Consider the following 16,642-nt stretch of genomic DNA (forward strand, 5'->3'; position numbering starts at 1 on the left):
AGAGTTCGGGCTCCCGATTGCGGGGCCCTTATGCAGCGATTCCGGTACGGATCAAACGCCGTGTGGGCAGAGCGTGACTACGCCTCGCCCGCACGCAGCCGCCGTTCCTGATAGGCGAAGCGTGCCGCCTCGCCGATATCGCCTTGGAACGACACGTTCACCGCGCCGCCGATCACCGATCCGACCAGCGGAACCGCCGCACCAACGCGGCGACGGAACAGCGCGATCGCGAGCGCGCGGGAAACGCGCTCCACCGCCTGTTCGATGACCGGGTCGATCTCTTCGGGCGGCACCTCGGACAGGCTGCCATCCGCGCCGATGCCGGCTTCGAGCGCTGCGAGCCGTTCGGCCCGCTGTTTCTTGTCGTTGATGCTCGCCAGTTCGAGGATCTGGAGACGGAACAGCCGCTCGCGCGCGCCCTTGCCGTCGTAGCCATAGGCGCGGCCGGTATCGCGGATGCAGCGCAGCGCCAGCGCGATGGTCGCCGGGATGTCGAGGCCCATGGTGAGGATGCCACCGATACCCGAGGCCGCGCCGGTCGTGCCGCTGATCGCGCGCACTGCGATGGCAACCCGCTCTGCGGCGTCATGACACGCCTTGAGGTCCGTAAGGTCGTGGTCGAACTTGACCAGTTGCGGCGTACCGATCGCCTGGTCGATCCCCTTGAGTACACCGCGCACGAGCCCGTTGGGCACGAATCCTGCGACTGCGCCGCCTACCGGGCTGGTGATCTTTTCAAACCCGCGCCCGATCAGGGAGGGCTTGGCGTTGCGGAAGGCCTGCTGCTGTTTTTCAAAATCCATGACTGCCGAACGGAGCGTGCGCCCGCTTCGTTCCGCACCTGACAAAGGCTTAGTCGGAGCCCTTCTTCCGACGGGCCTCGCGGATCATGCCTTCCTGCGCGACGCTGGCGACCAGCACGCCGTCGCGGGTGAATATCCGCCCGCGATTATAGCCGCGCCCGCTGCCGGACCACGGGCTGTCGGTTTCGTACAGCAGCCATTCGTCGGCCCGCGCATGGGCGTGGAACCAGATCGCATGGTCGAGGCTGGCGCTGACCAGCTCGCCGCGCATCCACGAAAGGCCATGCGGCAGCACCGCGGTGCCCAGCAGCGTGTAGTCGCTGGCATAGGCGATCACCGCGCGGTGGATCGCCTGATCGTCGGGCAGGGGGGCGACCAGTCTGAACCAGCTGAAACTGTGCGGTTCGCGCGGTTCGGGGTTGAGCCAGTGCTGCCGCCCGCTGGAGCGCATTTCGATCGGGCGCGGGCGCATCATCAATGCGCGCTGCGCATCGGACATCTTTTCGCCGAAAGCCTCCAGCGCCTTCGCGCGCACTTCATCGTCCGTGGGGAGGTCTTCAGGGCCGGGCACGTCGGGCATCGGAGCGGCCTGATGCGACAGGCCTTCCTCGGCGCGCTGGAAACTGGCGGTCAGGTTGAGGATCGGCGTGCCGCCCTGGCTCGCCACGACGCGGCGGTTGGAGAAGCTGCGGCCATCGAAGTCGCGCTCGGTCGCGTAGTCGATCGGCGGCCCTTCCTCGCCCCCGCGCAGGAAATAGGCGTGTAGCGAATGGGCTTGCTTGCCATCCGCAATGGTCGCCTGCGCGGCCTGAAGCGCCTGCGCGATGACCTGTCCGCCGAACACCCGGCCTACGCCGCCCGGCTGCGCCTGCCCGACAAATCTGTCGTCGGAGGAACGCTCGAGGCTCAGCAGCTCGACCAGTCCGTTGGCCAGCTCTTGTGCGGTTTCTTCTTTGGGCGATGCGTGAGAAGCAGAATCCATACGTCAAGCAATGCGCATGTCGTCCGGCAAAATCAACGAAGCCGGATGTAATCGCGTGCGCTATTCTGATCTTTTACCGCGAAAACTGCTGGGTCAGGCAGATCGCATTCGCCGGAAAACACTCCCGCGCGCATTCTCCCGGCATCCAGCCAAGCTAACCGCCGCGCTGCCAGAAGTAGGCCGCGATCCGTGCCACCACGGGGTTGCGGACGAACAGCAGGTCGATCACCGACGCATCCTCGTGCGCACCCATCGGCCCCTTGTAGCCGCCATCGCCGAGGCCCCAGTCGATCCGCGCAAAGCCGCGATCCGCCGCGTCCTCGAAATCATGGTAGAGGAGCACGCGTCCGGGGCTGAACTTGTTGAACTGCTGATCGAAATTATTGGCGATGCAATAGCGCGTATCGCCCGCTTCCAGCCCGAAGGTGAAGGCGGCTGGGGTCTCTCCGACCCACAGAATGTGGCCGCGGATCATCGCGGCGATGACTGGGTCTTGTGCCGCGCGCTCCCAATAGCGGCGCAGCTCGGGATCGTGAAACTTGGTGTCGCCGCCGCGATCGAGCTGCCCGACCCAGGATGCCGCTTCGATGGCGGCGATCGCGTCGCGGGTCGGGGCGGTCCAGTCGAGCCCGGTAAATGTCTCGATCCGGACCGGGCCTGTCTTTTCCAGCTGGCGCACCCGCCAGCGGTCTTTCTGCTTCCCCTTGGTCGACGGCCAAGCGCCCGATGCGCGCAGGGCCACCAGATCGAGGCAGAACAGGGAGCTTATCTGCCGCTCGAGACAGTGCCATCCGGCTTGGGCTCCGGCTTCCCGCAGCAGCACGAGCGAGGGATCGTCGGCGATGACCGGGCCGAGGCGCCATGCCGCACCGAGTTCACGCGCGACGGTATGGTCTGCAAGAGCACTCGCGAGCTCTTCGACGCTGGCGGTCGGGTCGATCGGTGCGCCGCGGAACGGCCAATAGGCACCGGCGATCTGCGGGATTTTGAGCGGCCCGACAGATTGTGCGACCAGTGGAAGCGCGAGCAGCGGACGGCCCTGGAGGTCGCGCGCGATGGCGGTGCGAAGGCCGGGATTGTCGGTCGCCTCGAACCAGCAGGCGCGAAGGAATGCGCGGCGCGGGTCGTCTGCCTCGGCCAGCGCATTCACCTCGTCCCGCAGATCGGGCGGAGCGATCGAATTCAGTGCATTCATGCTGGTGCTGCGGGCGGTTTCGGCGGGCCGAACGCCTTGCGATAGGCGCGAAAGCCGACGCACTTGACCCGGTTGGAGCCAGGCCAGCGCTTGGGCGGGGCGGGGTTCATGCCAGCCTTGCGCAGGATCGCGTTGAAGCACCGCGCGCCCGCCTCGTCATAGCTCCAGTCCGATCGCCAGGTGATGCTGAGCGAGATCGAACTCTCCGGTCCGTTGCGGACATAATGCGGTGCCATCACCGGCACGAACAGCGCCTCTCCCGGAGCGATCGCGAACTCGGTGCCGCCATCGGCCAGCTCGTCGCGCCAGGTCAGCTCGCGCGGGCCGCCGAGGTGATAGCTCTCATGCATCCAGTCCGGCGCGTAGCGGCCGTCGCCTGCGGGGAACTGGGTCATCACCTTGCTGCCGGTGATCTGCAGCAGGATGTTGTGCTCCGGATCGAAATGGTAGGGCGTGACTGCATCGGGGCTGGAGATGAACACGAAGCCCTGCGGGTGCAGCATCGCGCCGGTCTTCGTCTCGATCGCGGGGCGCAGCTCTTCCAGCAAATCGTGCAGCAGCGCGCGGTAGCCTTCGTCCTGCTCGATATTTTTGACCGCCGCCCAGCTGTTCGCCTCGGCGATCTTGTGGATCGTCTCGGTGATCGAGAGCCCGGTGTGGCCCGGCTTTCGGTCGATCCCGATCGGCAGGTCGCCGCGGTTATATTCGATCGAGGACTCGGGCAGACGCCCTGCCAGATCGGCCAGCGCGTCGAGCCCCAGCAGCGGGTGGTCGCGCAGGTTGTGCGACAGGACCAGCGGGGTTTCGGGGTAGGCTCTGGCAAAGGCTTCGCGCGAGGACTGCGGAAACACCGCGTCGGTGGCGGGGGTGTCGGGCGTAAGGTCGGTCACGGCGTTCATTCAGCACTGCTCCGATGAAAACGGCGGCTCTCGAACGCGATCAGGCTTTTCCCGAGCGTTCGACGGGCCTGGCCGCCGATGGCGAGATTGAGCGCGACCATGCTGCGCTGCCCGCGCCAGAAATGGTCGATCATGGGGTGGTCGGGCGCGGCGCAGCTGTCGCACCAGGCTATGTCCTCGCGCGCCAGCAGGTCGAGATTTTCTTTTTGCAGCAGCACGCCGGGCGAATAGCGGGCGAAGCTCTCGTCGTAGACGGTCTTGAAGCTGAACGCGCCGGGAGGGGTGAGGAAGGTCGCAAGCATCGCGATCGGGCGACCATCGAGATGCAGCGCGAGCCCTTCGAACCGATCCTGCGCCGCCGCACCCGACAGGCTTTCACGGAAAAACTGCGCGTGAGCGGGGGAATCGGCCAGTGCGCTGCCCGCACGGCTTTTCCAGCTCGCGGCTTCGAGCGCGAGGTAATCGCCGGCCCAGCCGGGTACTTGTACGGGATCGGTGGTGCGGACGACCTCGAGCGTGCCGTATTCGGCGAGGCGGCGTTCCTGCCGGCGCAGTTCCTTGCGCTTCTTGGTGGATAGCGACTGGGTGAAATAGTCCGCCGGGCTCAGATCCGAGGCGAGCAGTGCGCGTGCCTCACGCTCGACCACCGAATGGCCGCGATGGGTCTGCGTGGCGAGGGCAGTGAGGGCATGCACCGGGGCACAGTCTTCGGGCATTCCGGGCAGATGGAGAAAGGCGGCCATGCCCGGCTGGCGGTCTGACCAGGCGAGCAGTGACGACCAGAACACCGTCTCGAACCCTTCCGCGATCAGCGGCACGCCGCAGAACGCATTGGCGTGCAGCCACAGCGAAAGGTGGGGCAGGGGGCGACCGTAATAGTGGCCCGCACGCCCCAGCGGCGCAAGGCCGACGAGCCGCCCATCGGCCCGCAGCTGCGCGAGGACCACGCGCCCCTCTGGATCGAAGGACGCGAGCGAGGGGGTGAGAAACCAACGTTCGAAGAAGGGGTTGGGTTCGCTCGCCGCTGCGGCGAGGGCATCCCACTCGTCAGCGACAGGCATGCAGTCTCGCCAGCGCGCTACCGCGAAGTGCGGCGCGACCTCGCCGGCCCGGTCGTAACCCGGAGCAACCATGTCCACCGCCGTCATCGCCCTTATCGTCGCCTTTCGCACCAGATCGGAGCCTTACCCTGCCGTTAAGCCTAGGGCGGAAAGGCTGAGAATTGCTTAAGTCCGGCGCACAAAAGCGAAGGCCGCGGCTCCTGCTGAAGGAACCGCGGCCTTGCGAAAATCAGGCAACCTGTCGCTTAGTTCAGCGAAATCAGGGCCGGAGCGGCGTCCCCGTCGGAGGGGATGTAGGCCGGGTTGTACTTCTGCAGCCAGGCATAGGCTTCGTCGATCCACTGCATGTGCACGTCGTCATAGGGCAGGTTGTGGGTGCCCTTTTCCTGCACGATGTAACGGAAATCCTGCCCTTCGACCTTGCCTGCGCGGCGCAGTGCCGAGACGAGGGTTTCAGCCTGTTCCATCGGAATACGGGCGTCGCGCTTGGCGGTGACGATCAGGATCGGTGCCCACTTGCCTTCGGCGTTGCGCGCGGGCGAGATACCCTCGGCATCGTCGGAGGTTGCCTGGAAGCCTTCGCTGAACCGGCCGAGGTTCTTGCGATCCCACGCATTCATCAGCGGCATGTCGTACACGCCTGCGCCCGCGATCGCGCACTGCCACACGTCGGCATCGCGCTGGGCCCCGCGCGCCGCTGCAAAGCCGCCGTAGGACCAGCCCATGACGCAGGCACGGTCCGCGTCGATCATGCCCTGCTGGCTGAAATAGGTGACCGCATCGTTGAGGTCGTCCTGCATCCGCTTGCCATAGCCGCCCGGCTCGCGGCCCATCTTCTCGAACTCCTTGCCGTAGCCGCCCGAGCCGCGATAGTTCGGCTGGATCACGACGTAGCCCTGCTCCGCCAGAGCCTGGTGCCATGCAGCGAAGCCGAAATTGATCGTGTCCTTGACCCCGAACGGACCACCATGCGGCAGCACGACGACGGGCAGGTTCTTCTGCCCCTCGCGATGACGCGGAGTGGTGATGATCGCCTCGATCCTGGTGCCGTCGCTGGCGGTGTAGGTTTCCGCCCGCATCGGATTGATCGGCGCATCCTTGAGCGCCGAGAACTGCCAGTCCAGCAGGTCCAGCTGTCCGGTCTTGGTGTCGAAGATGTAATATCCGCCGATCCGTTGGAGGCCGCCACCGAAGACGACGACCTTGCCGAGGTCGGTCGAGTAGTCGACGATCTGCGCCTCGTCTTTGCCGAACACGCCCTCGAGCGCGGCCTTGACCGCCTTAAGCGTCTCGTCGGTGTAGACGGCGCGCTCCTGCCCGTCTTCGAAGGTGTAGTAACCGAGCACGCGGTTGCCATCGTCGCTTTGGATCACTCCGCTGACGTCACGCTCGGGAACCTCGAAAACCGGTTCGCCAAGATTCATGGTCTCCATGCTCATCCGGTAGACCTTCGTGAACCCAGATTCGCGGCTCGTCACAAAGGCTTCGTCGGTCCCGGGAATGAACACCTGCGGCGCCGGCAGCGATTCGGTGAAGGTTGCATCGGCCTGATTGTAGACGGTGCTGAAGTTATCGCTCTCGCCGGAGCGATAGAGGATCCGCTGACGGCCGGTGTCGCGATCATAATTGTAGCCCGCGCGCACCACGCCCATGCCGTCGGCCTGCCAGTTGGTGACGACCGGGTTGGTCCGCTGGACATACTTGTATTTGCCCGTGTCGACATCGACCTCGACCACTTCGGGCAGGAAATAGCGTTCGGTGCTGCCAGCCGTGCTGTCACGCTGGAGAAGGAACGTGCCGTTCTTGTGGTCGATGTGCAGTATGTTTCCCGCATCGAACCCGGCGTCGCGCCATGCGAGCTGGATAAGTTCGCCGTCCTTCACGTCGTAGGCGATCAGGCGGCGGAAGTCGGCGAGGTTCCCGGCCATGTCTTCGCGGCTGATCACGGTCATCACGATATGCTCGTTGCCGACCCAGCGGAATCCGCGAAGCGTGCGCTCACCCGAATCACGGGCTTCCTCAGCCGCCAGGATCAGCTTCGGCCCCGCAGCGATGTCGTTCAGGTTCAGCGTTACCAGCACCTGCTTCCCGCCGCTGTTGGCGAGATAGGCGAGGCGGGTGCCATCGGGCGAAATTCGTACCGTGCGCATGTTGGCCTGCTTGACGAACTCGCCTGCCGGGATCCGGCCCTCGGCAGTCGCGGGCACCTGCGGCGGGGTGTCTGCGGTCTGCGCCTGCGCCTGAGACGCGAGCGCGGCGGGCATTGCACCGGCTGAGAAAGCGGCCACGGCCATGAAGGCGGCTCCGCGCAGAAGACTGGTCTTGATCATGAGTTTATTGCGTCCCTTCCAAACTCGGATTTGTTCTGTGGAGGAAGGGCATATCCGTTCAGCCGGTCTTGGTAAAAACGTACCGCGATCAATGGCATGATGGCGCAAGGCGATCCAGACGGCCCCCCGACCGTGATGTCAGGTTTAAGAGTTATCGCTTCAATCGCAAGCAAAAACCCCCGCCTGGGCCGTCCCTGAGATGGCAGAGGATCGGTCCGGGCGGGGGCATGTATTTCGCTGTTAAAGCGGTGGGTTAGCTGACCACACCCTGTGCCAGCGCGGCGAGCAGGAGCAGCGCGACGATGTTGGTGATCTTGATCATCGGGTTCACCGCCGGGCCCGCCGTATCCTTGTACGGGTCGCCCACGGTATCGCCGGTCACCGCAGCCTTGTGTGCCTCGGAGCCCTTGCCGCCGTGGTGGCCGTCTTCGATGTACTTCTTCGCATTGTCCCACGCGCCGCCACCGGCGGTCATGGACAGCGCGACGAACAGCCCGCCGACGATCACGCCCAGCAGCAGCGCGCCGAGCGCGGCGAAGCCATTGGCCTGGCCCGCGATCAGCGTGATGACGAAGTACACCACCACCGGTGCCAGCACCGGCAGCAGCGAGGGGACGATCATTTCCTTGATCGCTGCGCGGGTCACCAGGTCCACCGTGCGTGCGTAGTCGGGCTTCTCGGAGTAATCCATAATGCCCGGCTTTTCGGCGAACTGCTCGCGCACGTCCTTCACCACGTCGCCCGCTGCGCGGCCCACTGCGGTCATGCCCATCGCACCGAACAGGTAGGGCAGCAGCGCGCCCAGCAGCAGGCCGACGATCACGAACGGGTTCTTTAGGCTGAAGTCCACCGTCACGCCGGGGAAGAACTCGGTCAGGTCGGTGGTGTAGGCAGCGAAAAGCACCAGTGCGGCGAGGCCTGCCGATCCGATCGCATAGCCCTTGGTCACGGCCTTGGTGGTGTTGCCTACCGCGTCCAGCGCGTCGGTCTTCTCGCGAACGGAGTCGTCCAGCCCGGCCATTTCCGCGATGCCGCCGGCATTGTCCGTCACCGGGCCATAGGCGTCGAGCGCCACGACCATGCCCGCCAGCGCCAGCATCGCAGTCGCCGCGTAGGCGATCCCGATCAGGCCTGCGAGCATGTAGGCAACGATGATGCCCGCGACGATCACCAGCGTGGGCAGCGCGGTCGCTTCGAGCGAGATGGCGAGGCCCTGGATCACGTTGGTCCCGTGGCCCGTTTCGGACGCTTTGGCGATCGAGCGAACCGGGCGGTATTCGGTGCCGGTGTAATACTCCGTGATCCAGATGATCAGGCCGGTGATGACCAGGCCCAGCATCGTGCACCAGAACAGATCCATGCCGGTAAACCCGCCGACGACTTCGGCAGTACCCTCGGTCACCAGAGTGTCACCCAGCGCGACTGTGGCGGTTTCGCTGACGACGCTGGCGCCGATCAGGGCATTCATGTCGCCCAGGGCCCAGGTCATCACGCCGAAGATCGCAGGGATCGAGAGCACGGCGGTGACGATGAAGCCCTTGTACATCGCGCCCATGATGTTCTGTTTGCGGCCCAGCTTCACGAAGTAGGTGCCGATGATCGAGGTGACGATGCACGCCCCGCCGATCAGCAGCGGCAGCGCCATCATCGGTAGCAGCAGGTCGCCGAGGCTGGTCAAGAGCAGCGCGGTCAGCACCATGGTCGCACCTACGGTGACGACGTAGGTCTCGAACAGGTCGGCCGCCATCCCGGCGCAGTCGCCGACATTGTCGCCCACGTTGTCCGCGATCACAGCCGGGTTGCGGGGGTCATCCTCGGGAATGCCCGCTTCGACCTTGCCGACGAGGTCTGCGCCGACATCCGCCGCCTTGGTGAAGATACCGCCACCCAGACGCGCGAAGATCGAGATCAGCGAGGCCCCGAAGGCGAGGCCGACCAGCCCGTCGACCACTTCGCGGCTGTTCGCTTCGAAGCCTAGCGCTCCGGCGAGAAAGTAGAAGAAGCCCGCGATCGCGAGCAGCGCGAGGCCAGCGACCAGCAGCCCCGTGATCGCACCCGCGCGGAAGGCGAGGGTGAGGCCCTGCTGTAGCCCGCTCTGCGCGGCTGCGGCGGTGCGCACATTGGCCTTCACCGAGATGTTCATCCCGATATAGCCCGCCGCGCCCGACAGCACTGCGCCGATGACGAAGCCTGTCGCCGCGATCCAGTTGAGGAGGAGCAGAACCAGCACGCCGACCACCACGCCGACAATGGCGATGGTGGTGTATTGCCGGTTCAGATAGGCGCGCGCGCCTTCCTGAATGGCACCTGCGATCTCCTGCATCTTCTCGTTCCCGGCCCCGGCTCCGAGAACTTGTCTGCTTGTGATGATTCCGTACACGACGGCCAGCAGGCCGAGCACGATAGCGACGAGAACGAGTTCCACGTCTTATTTCTCCCCCAAGTTTTTTCCGAATAGCATCCGGTTGCTCACCCTTATCGATGGGTAATTTAACAAGACTATGGCTATAGGCGCGTTTCGCGAGGCGCAAGCCCTCGCGTCGTTTCTGCACATTTCCTGCGCTTTCTGCGCAATTTAGTGTCGGTAGCCGAGGCCTTCTGGATCGCCCAGAGCTTCCTCATCGAGTGTGAGCGGAGTGTCGCCCGCCTCATGAACAATTCCAACCAGACTCGCATCCACGGGCAGAGCGGCATCGGTGGGGGCAGTGAAAAGCAGGGCGTAGTCATCGCCCCAGCGCAATGCGTCGTCGCGGCGGCTCTCCGGTGCGGCGATCGGCACTGCAGCGCTGTCGATGGAGAGCGTGACCTTGCTCGCCTGTGCCATCCGCCACGCATCGAGCAGCAGACCGTCCGAGACGTCCATCATAGCGGTCGCATGGGGCGAGAGGGCGCATCCCTCGGTCAAGAGCGGGGTGGGGCGGGTGAACGGCGTCCGGTCCGCCCGACCGGTGCCGGTTAGCGCCTCGAACCCCATCATTGCCCCGCCAACGCTGCCGCAAAGGTATACGCCGTCCCCCGGCGTCGCACCGGCGCGCGAGGGTACCGGGGTGTGCGTTGCGCGGCCAATGGCGGTAAGGCTGAATGTGCGGCGGTTGCCTCCACACACGGTGTCGCCGCCGAGCAATGGGACGTCGAAGGCGTCAAGCGCCTCTCTCAAACCGTCCAGAAAGGCGGAGTCGTCCGCCCCGAGCGCATAGCCGAGCATGACGCCAACCGGCTCTGCACCCTTTGCCGCGAGGTCCGACAGGTTTACCGCGACCAGCTTCCACGCGACATCCGCGAGCGATTGCTGCGGCGGCCAGTGAACGCCCTCGACCATCACGTCCTTGGTCAGGACCAGCGTTTCACCGCCGATCTCGAGCACTGCGGCATCGTCTGTCAGCCCGCGCGCGGCGGGATGGGCCGCCAACTCGCGGAGACCGTCGATGAAAGCGATTTCGCCCGAACTCATCCTCCGCCGATAGGCGAAGGTGAGGCTTCAAGCCAAGGACCGATCAGAGCTTGCGCAATTCGTCCGCTGCGGAGCCGGCGATTCTCCGCTCGTCAGACGCACGGGCCCGCTGGAGCCAGTACCGTGCCGCTTCGGGCTGCTTCTCGATATTCAGGCCCCGCGCCAGCGCGGTGCCCAAAATGAGCATGGCACGCTCGTCTCCCGCGATCGCCGCTTCCTGGAACCAGCCGAGCGCAGCCGCGGGATCTGCCGTGAGGCCGCGACCATTGGCGTACATCCATCCGATCTCGCGCATCGCGCGCCCGTCACCCTGCTGGGCGAGCGTGATCAGACCCTCGTAAGCGGCGGAGTAGTCACGCTTGGCCAGCAACCTGAGAGCGTCCGACAGGGCGCTGTCCTGGGCCCCTCTGGGCTGCGTCGAGTCGCCGGGCCGGATCGGTTGCACCAGATTGCGCTGCGGCGCTTCGGTCGCGTTTGCCGAATAGGTTACGTTCTGCTGGCTCTGGGCCGAGGCAGATGAGGCAAGCAGTGATGCAGCCAATGCCGATGCGACAGAAAATTTCAACATGACGAACCTCCAGTGCGATGGAATTTCAAGAGGATCGCCCGAAATCACCAAACAGTCAAGTCGAGGGCCTTACCGCCTTCGCCACCGCATCGAGCACGCCATTGGCGAACTTCGCCTCGCGGTCGTCGAAGAAGGCCTTGGCCACGTCGACATATTCGCTGATCACCGCGCCGGTCGGAATGTCCGCGCGGGCAATCAATTCGTAGGTGCCGCAGCGCAGCACCTGGAGCATGGTCTTGTCGAGCCGCTTGAGGCTCCACCCTTGCGCCAGCTTCTCGCTCAGCTGTACATCGATTTCCTCGCGCCGGGCATCCACCCCGCGTACGATATCGTCGAAGAAGGGCACTTCGGCGTCGGCGTAGGTGTCGCCTTCGATTTCGCGGCCCAGCCGGTGCTGATGAAATTCGTCCAGCAGCTTGGGCAGCTTCGTGCCCTCCATGTCCTGCTGGTAGAGCGCCTGGACGGCAGCGAGGCGCGCGGCGGAGCGCGCGGTCGAACGGGTGTTGTTTCCGGACATTATTTCAATCGCAATCTGATGGACTGGGCATGGGCCGGCAGGCCTTCGGCCTCGGCAAGGGCGATGGCGGCGGGGCCGACTGCGCCAAGCGCATCGGCATTCGCCTCGATAAAGCTGGTGCGCTTCATGAAGTCGAGCACCGAGAGCCCGCTGGCGAAGCGCGCGCGGCGACCGGTCGGCAGGACGTGGTTGGGCCCGGCGACATAATCGCCGACCGCCTCGGGCACCATCCGCCCCAGGAACACGCTGCCCGCGTGGCGCAGCTTTGCAAACAGCGCTTCGGGATCGTCGACCGCCAGCTCGACATGCTCGGCGGCGATCCGATTGGCGAGCGGCATGGCATCGTCGAGCGTGGGCACGACGATGATCGCGCCGTGCGCATCCCACGCAGCGCGCGCGGTCTTGCCGGTGGCGAGCATGGCGGCCTGCACATCGACCTGGTCTTCCACCTGCGCGGCGAAATCGGCGCTGTCGGTAATGAGGATGCTCTGCGAGCTGGGATCATGCTCGGCCTGGCTGAGCAGGTCCGCGGCGATCCATGCGGGATCGTTCCGATCGTCCGCAATTACCAGAATCTCGCTCGGCCCGGCGATCATGTCGATGCCGACCGTGCCGAAGACCTGCCGCTTGGCTTCCGCGACCCAGGCATTGCCGGGCCCGGTGACCACGTCGACCGGCGCAATCCGATCGGTGCCATAGGCGAGCGCGGCGATCGCCTGAGCCCCGCCGACGCGCCAGATCTCGTCCAGCCCGGCGATATGCGCGGCGGCGAGTACCAGCGGATTGGCTTCGCCCTTGGGCGTGGGCGTGACCGCTACCAGCCGCTCGACCCCCGCGACCCGCGCGGGGATCGCGTTCATCAGCAGCGATGAGGGGTAGGCCGCCCGCCCGCCGGGGACGTAGATTCCCGCAGCATCGACCGCGGTCCAGCGATGACCCAGCCGCATACCGACATCGTCGGTGTAGTCGCGCGGATTGGGCTTTTGCGCCTCGTGATAGGCACGGATGCGATCGGCTGCGAGGTTGAGCGCATCGCGAAGCTCTGCGGCCAGTGCCTGATAGGCCTGCTCGCACTTCCACGAGGGGATGCGCCAGTCGTCTTCGGACGAGAGCGTATGCCCGTCGAGCCGGATGGTCAGGTCGGACAGCGCGCGGTCGCCGTGCGCGCGCACCTTGGCGATGATTTCCGCGACATCGCGGCTGACGTCATCGGCGCTCTCGCGGCGCGAATTGACCACCCGGTCGAACCGGTCGGCAAAATCAGGCGCGCTGGCGTTGAGGATCTCCATTACGCGGCTGCCTTCTCATCGGCGCGCGCCTCTGCCTCGCGGCGGAAGGTCTCGACCAGCTCGGCCACGCGGGCATCGGTCTTGAGCGCGGCACGGTTGACGATCAGGCGTGCGGTAATGTCGAGAATGCGCTGCGTTTCCACCAGCCCGTTCTGCTTGAGCGTGCGCCCGGTGGAGACAAGATCGACGATCCGCCCCGCAAGGCCCAGCGAGGGGGCAAGCTCCATCGCGCCGTTCAGTTTTACGCATTCGGCCTGCACGCCCGCGCGCTCGTAGAAACGGCGGGTGATGTTGGGGTATTTGGTCGCAACGCGCACATGGCTCGCGCCATTGGTATCCGTGCCATCGACCGCCTGCGCCACCGCGAGGTGGCAATGGCCGATGTCGAGGTCGACCGGCGCGTAGAGGTCCGAATAGTCGAACTCCTCGATCACGTCCGATCCGACGATCCCGATCTGCGCCGCGCCATGCGCGACGAAGGTCGCCACGTCGAACGCGCGCACGCGGATCAGGCGCAGGTCATCGCGTGTCGTGGCGAAGCACAGTGCACGGTTGGCCTTGTCGTGAAAGCCCGCCTCGGGCACCACGCCCGCGCGCTCCATCACGGGCAGGGCATCGTCGAGCAGTCGGCCCTTGGGCACGGCGAAAGTGAGGTCGCTTTGCGGCATGGAGCGCCAGATAGGGCCAGCGAGACGAAAGGGCAATTGCGCGCGAGTTATGTCAGGCGGCGAAGCGAAATACGAAACGGTCGATCCACAGGCAAAAGGCTTCGAGGCGGTGAAGCGCGCCTTCGCCAACCAGGTCGCCTATTGCCGCGACAATGGCGCGCCGGTGACGGCGGAAATATGCGACGCGCTGCTGGGCCTGCTCGATACGGAGCGGGGCGGGGCGGTGATGCGCCGGGTGCGCAAATGGGCGGGCGCGCCGCTGGCCGATGCGCTGCCGCTCAGAATCGCGGGCGGGCTGCACGCGCTGCATCTGGGCGACCAGGATGCTGCGCTGTCGGCAATCTATCTCCGCCAGCGGGTCAGCAATCCGCAGGACGTCGTCGCGGACGCGATCGAGCGGCATGAGGCGTTCCTGATGCCATGGCTCGACGGGCCCCCGCAGACCAACGAGGCGGGGCGTAGCTGGGCCTATGCCGCTGCGATGCTGTGGCTATCCGACAAGGGGCTTCCGGCGCAATTCGCGCTGAACGAGATCGGGTCGAGCGCCGGGATCAACCTGATGATGCGGCGCTATTTCTTCAATCTGGGCGGGGTGACCGCCGGGCCAGGCGGCGCGCAGATGCGGCTGGTGCCCGAGTGGCTTGGCTCTCCGCCTCCCGACACGGCGTACGACATCGTCGGTGCGCGCGGATGCGACATCGCGCCGGTCGACCTGACCGATCCGGCGCAGGCGTTGCGGCTCAAGGCTTATATCTGGCCTGAATTTACCGAGCGATTCGCGCGGATGGATGCGGCCATCGCGGCGGCCAATACGATGCCGCCGGAGATCGCGCGGGAGAGCGCGGATGTCTTCGTGGAGAAGGTGCTGGCCGAGCCTGCCGAGGCGGGCATGACGCGCGTCATCATGCACTCGGTCGTATGGCAATATGTGCCCGAGTATCAGCGCGAGAAGGTGATCGAGGCAATCGAGGCAGCCGGCGCAAAGGCCACGCAGGACGCACCGCTCGCGTGGATTTCGCTGGAGGCCAACCGCGACACCCACCGCCACGAACTGTCGGTGCGCTACTGGCCCGATAGTGAAGGGGGCGGTGAGGAATGGCAGCGCCTCGGCGTTGCGCATCCTCACGGTGCCTGGGTCGAGTGGGAGGCGGCCTAGGCCGTCCGCCCCAGAAACGCATCCATCGCCGCGTTGACCTTGGCCGGCGATTCCCAAGGGACGAAGTGGCCACAGCCGGTCACTTTCTCGATCGTCAGATCGTCGATGATCTCGTCCATGCCGACCATGTTGCCCGGTGGCAGCGCGAGGTCGTCCATCGCCCAGATCACCAGCGTGGGGATTGAAAGATTGGGCAGCTGTGGCGGCTGGTAGTCTGCGGGAACCTCGAACGGCGCATCCATCGGCGGCACGATCATCGGGCTCGCGCGGTACCAGTTGAGCATGCCGAAGGCGGCGTCGCGGTCCTGCCAGTCCTTCAGCAGCGCCTCACGCTCCTCTGCCTCCATCGCATCGGGCCGGTCCCACCGTACCTCTTTCATCAGAATGCCGACGAGCCCGTGCTCGCGCACCAGATCGTCGTTCGCGGTGTCGCGGAAGCCGCGGATATACTGGCTGCTCTCGCGCTGGTTCGGATCGGTGAACAGCAGCTTCTGGAAGATCGCGGGGTGCGGCGCATTGGCGATGACGCAGCGCGTGACACGGCCATTCATCTGCCCGCCCAGCGCAACCCCCCAGGCGATCGCGCCGCCCCAGTCGTGGCCGACAATGGTGAATATCTCCACGCCCAGCGCATCGGCCAGCTGGAAAATATCGCCGATCAGCTTGTCCGGGCTGTAGGCATCCACATCCTGCGGCTTGGACGATCCGCAGTAGCCGCGCTGGTCTGGGGCGATGCAACGGAACCGGTCGGAGAAATGGGGGATCTGGTGGCGCCAGGTCCGGTGGCTTTCGGGAAAGCCGTGAAGGAAGATGAGCGCGGGCGCGTCCTTGGGTCCTTCATCGACCACATCCAGCTCGATTCCGCTGGCGAGCCTTACCCGTGTCTGTTCCATCGTCATCCTTCACCCTCGATCTTGTCCATGTAACCATTGGCGACCATCGCCGCGACCTGATCGAACAGCGCGTCTGGCGTCCGGCGCTGTTCGCCCCAGCTATCTTCCCCGCCGCGCGCAACAATGATTTCACGCTTGCCCGAGGCGACGCCCTCGACGATCCGCCGGGCCGCCTCTTCTGGCGGCATGCCGTTGTCGATAACGCTGTCGCTGCGCCCACGCGCCGATCCGTCGGCACTCAGCGCGTTGCGGCTGACATTGGTCGCTACCGATCCGGGGCAGATGACGTGCACTGCAACGCCCGTCTGCGAAAGCTCGGCCCGCAGCGCGTCGGCATAGCCGACCAGGCCATGCTTGGCCGCGCAATAGGCGGTCCGCAACGGAATCCCGATCTTCCCCGCGACGGACGACACGAACACCAGATGCCCGCTCCCGCGATCGGCAAAGTGCGGCAGCAGTGCCTGCGTGGCGGCGATCTGCGCGGTCAGATCGATATCTATGATGTCGCGATAGACCTGCATCGCGGTCTGCGTCGCGCGGCTGCGCTGCGAGATGCCCGCATTGGCTACGAACAGGTCGACCCCGCCGCGCCAGCCGATCGCTTTGGCGGTGGCGGCGTGCATCGCATCCTCGTCACGCACGTCGAAGGGCAGGACCAGCGTCTCGGTCTCGCAATCCTGCGCCACCTCGGCCAGCCGCGCTTCGTCACGGCCCGACAGGATCACGTGCATCCCTTCGCCCGACAAGGCCCGCGCCAGCGCCGCGCCGATACCGGAGGATGCACCGGTGATCCAGCCGACCTTGTCGGCGTAAACGTCGCTCATGATTTT

The 16,642-nt window shown here is 65.6% G+C and carries 15 protein-coding genes; 1 reads left to right on the top strand and 14 read right to left on the bottom strand.

The features are described from left to right. Nucleotides 1-77: 77 nt before the first annotated feature. The 12 genes from K7H93_RS13465 to hisG all read right to left on the bottom strand — a co-directional run bounded on the left by K7H93_RS13465 (nt 78) and on the right by hisG (nt 13,763). Nucleotides 78-803 carry an EcsC family protein gene (locus tag K7H93_RS13465; protein WP_222823963.1) on the bottom strand — a complete coding sequence of 242 codons (726 nt, stop codon included), beginning with the start codon at nt 801-803 and terminating at the stop codon, nt 78-80. A gap of 49 nt (nt 804-852) precedes the next feature. After that, nucleotides 853-1,785: an acyl-CoA thioesterase gene (locus K7H93_RS13470; protein ID WP_230784044.1), complete on the bottom strand. Its 933-nt coding sequence runs from the start codon at nt 1,783-1,785 to the stop codon at nt 853-855. Between the two features lie 154 nt (nt 1,786-1,939). After that, entirely contained in the window at nt 1,940-2,980 is a 1,041-nt protein-coding gene (locus tag K7H93_RS13475; RefSeq protein ID WP_230784045.1) for a GNAT family N-acetyltransferase, read from the bottom strand. Then, nucleotides 2,977-3,879 (bottom strand): cupin-like domain-containing protein, encoded by a 903-nt coding sequence (locus K7H93_RS13480; protein ID WP_230784046.1) that lies wholly within the window; start codon nt 3,877-3,879, stop codon nt 2,977-2,979. Before K7H93_RS13480 ends, K7H93_RS13475 begins: the two co-directional genes overlap by 4 nt. After that, nucleotides 3,876-5,027, bottom strand: a complete 1,152-nt coding sequence (locus K7H93_RS13485) for a GNAT family N-acetyltransferase (RefSeq protein ID WP_230784047.1) — start codon at nt 5,025-5,027, stop codon at nt 3,876-3,878. Before K7H93_RS13485 ends, K7H93_RS13480 begins: the two co-directional genes overlap by 4 nt. A 158-nt stretch (nt 5,028-5,185) precedes the next feature. Continuing rightward, nucleotides 5,186-7,270, bottom strand: a complete 2,085-nt coding sequence (locus K7H93_RS13490) for an alpha/beta hydrolase family protein (protein WP_230784048.1) — start codon at nt 7,268-7,270, stop codon at nt 5,186-5,188. A gap of 253 nt (nt 7,271-7,523) precedes the next feature. Then, nucleotides 7,524-9,695: a sodium-translocating pyrophosphatase gene (locus K7H93_RS13495; protein ID WP_230784049.1), complete on the bottom strand. Its 2,172-nt coding sequence runs from the start codon at nt 9,693-9,695 to the stop codon at nt 7,524-7,526. Between the two features lie 150 nt (nt 9,696-9,845). Then, on the bottom strand, nt 9,846-10,721 hold the full coding sequence (gene thiL / locus K7H93_RS13500) for a thiamine-phosphate kinase (protein WP_230784050.1): 876 nt from the start codon (nt 10,719-10,721) through the stop codon (nt 9,846-9,848). A 43-nt stretch (nt 10,722-10,764) separates the two neighbouring features. Then, the gene (locus tag K7H93_RS13505; protein ID WP_230784051.1) at nt 10,765-11,289 is read right to left on the bottom strand and encodes a tetratricopeptide repeat protein; all 525 of its coding nucleotides are present in this window, start codon (nt 11,287-11,289) and stop codon (nt 10,765-10,767) included. A gap of 55 nt (nt 11,290-11,344) precedes the next feature. Beyond that, nucleotides 11,345-11,806, bottom strand: coding sequence for a transcription antitermination factor NusB (gene nusB / locus K7H93_RS13510; protein ID WP_230784052.1), 462 nt, complete (start codon nt 11,804-11,806; stop codon nt 11,345-11,347). Beyond that, nucleotides 11,806-13,095, bottom strand: a complete 1,290-nt coding sequence (gene hisD, locus K7H93_RS13515; RefSeq protein WP_230784053.1) for a histidinol dehydrogenase — start codon at nt 13,093-13,095, stop codon at nt 11,806-11,808. Before hisD ends, nusB begins: the two co-directional genes overlap by 1 nt. Beyond that, entirely contained in the window at nt 13,095-13,763 is a 669-nt protein-coding gene (gene hisG / locus K7H93_RS13520; protein ID WP_230784054.1) for an ATP phosphoribosyltransferase, read from the bottom strand. Before hisG ends, hisD begins: the two co-directional genes overlap by 1 nt. Nucleotides 13,764-13,812: 49 nt before the next feature. On the opposite strand from hisG, the gene K7H93_RS13525 reads away from it, so the two are divergent. Next, a complete protein-coding gene (locus tag K7H93_RS13525; protein ID WP_230784055.1) occupies nt 13,813-14,919 on the top strand; it encodes a DUF2332 domain-containing protein in 1,107 nt (368 codons plus the stop codon). Here the strand turns inward: K7H93_RS13525 and K7H93_RS13530 are convergent. Next, nucleotides 14,916-15,818: an alpha/beta fold hydrolase gene (locus K7H93_RS13530; RefSeq protein ID WP_230784056.1), complete on the bottom strand. Its 903-nt coding sequence runs from the start codon at nt 15,816-15,818 to the stop codon at nt 14,916-14,918. The genes K7H93_RS13525 and K7H93_RS13530 overlap by 4 nt on opposite strands. After that, nucleotides 15,815-16,636, bottom strand: coding sequence for an SDR family NAD(P)-dependent oxidoreductase (locus K7H93_RS13535; RefSeq protein ID WP_230784057.1), 822 nt, complete (start codon nt 16,634-16,636; stop codon nt 15,815-15,817). The genes K7H93_RS13530 and K7H93_RS13535 overlap by 4 nt, the downstream gene beginning before the upstream one ends. Nucleotides 16,637-16,642: the final 6 nt, after the last annotated feature.

Origin of the sequence: Citromicrobium bathyomarinum (assembly GCF_021021475.1) — a bacterium.
Lineage (GTDB): Bacteria > Pseudomonadota > Alphaproteobacteria > Sphingomonadales > Sphingomonadaceae > Alteriqipengyuania > Alteriqipengyuania bathyomarina.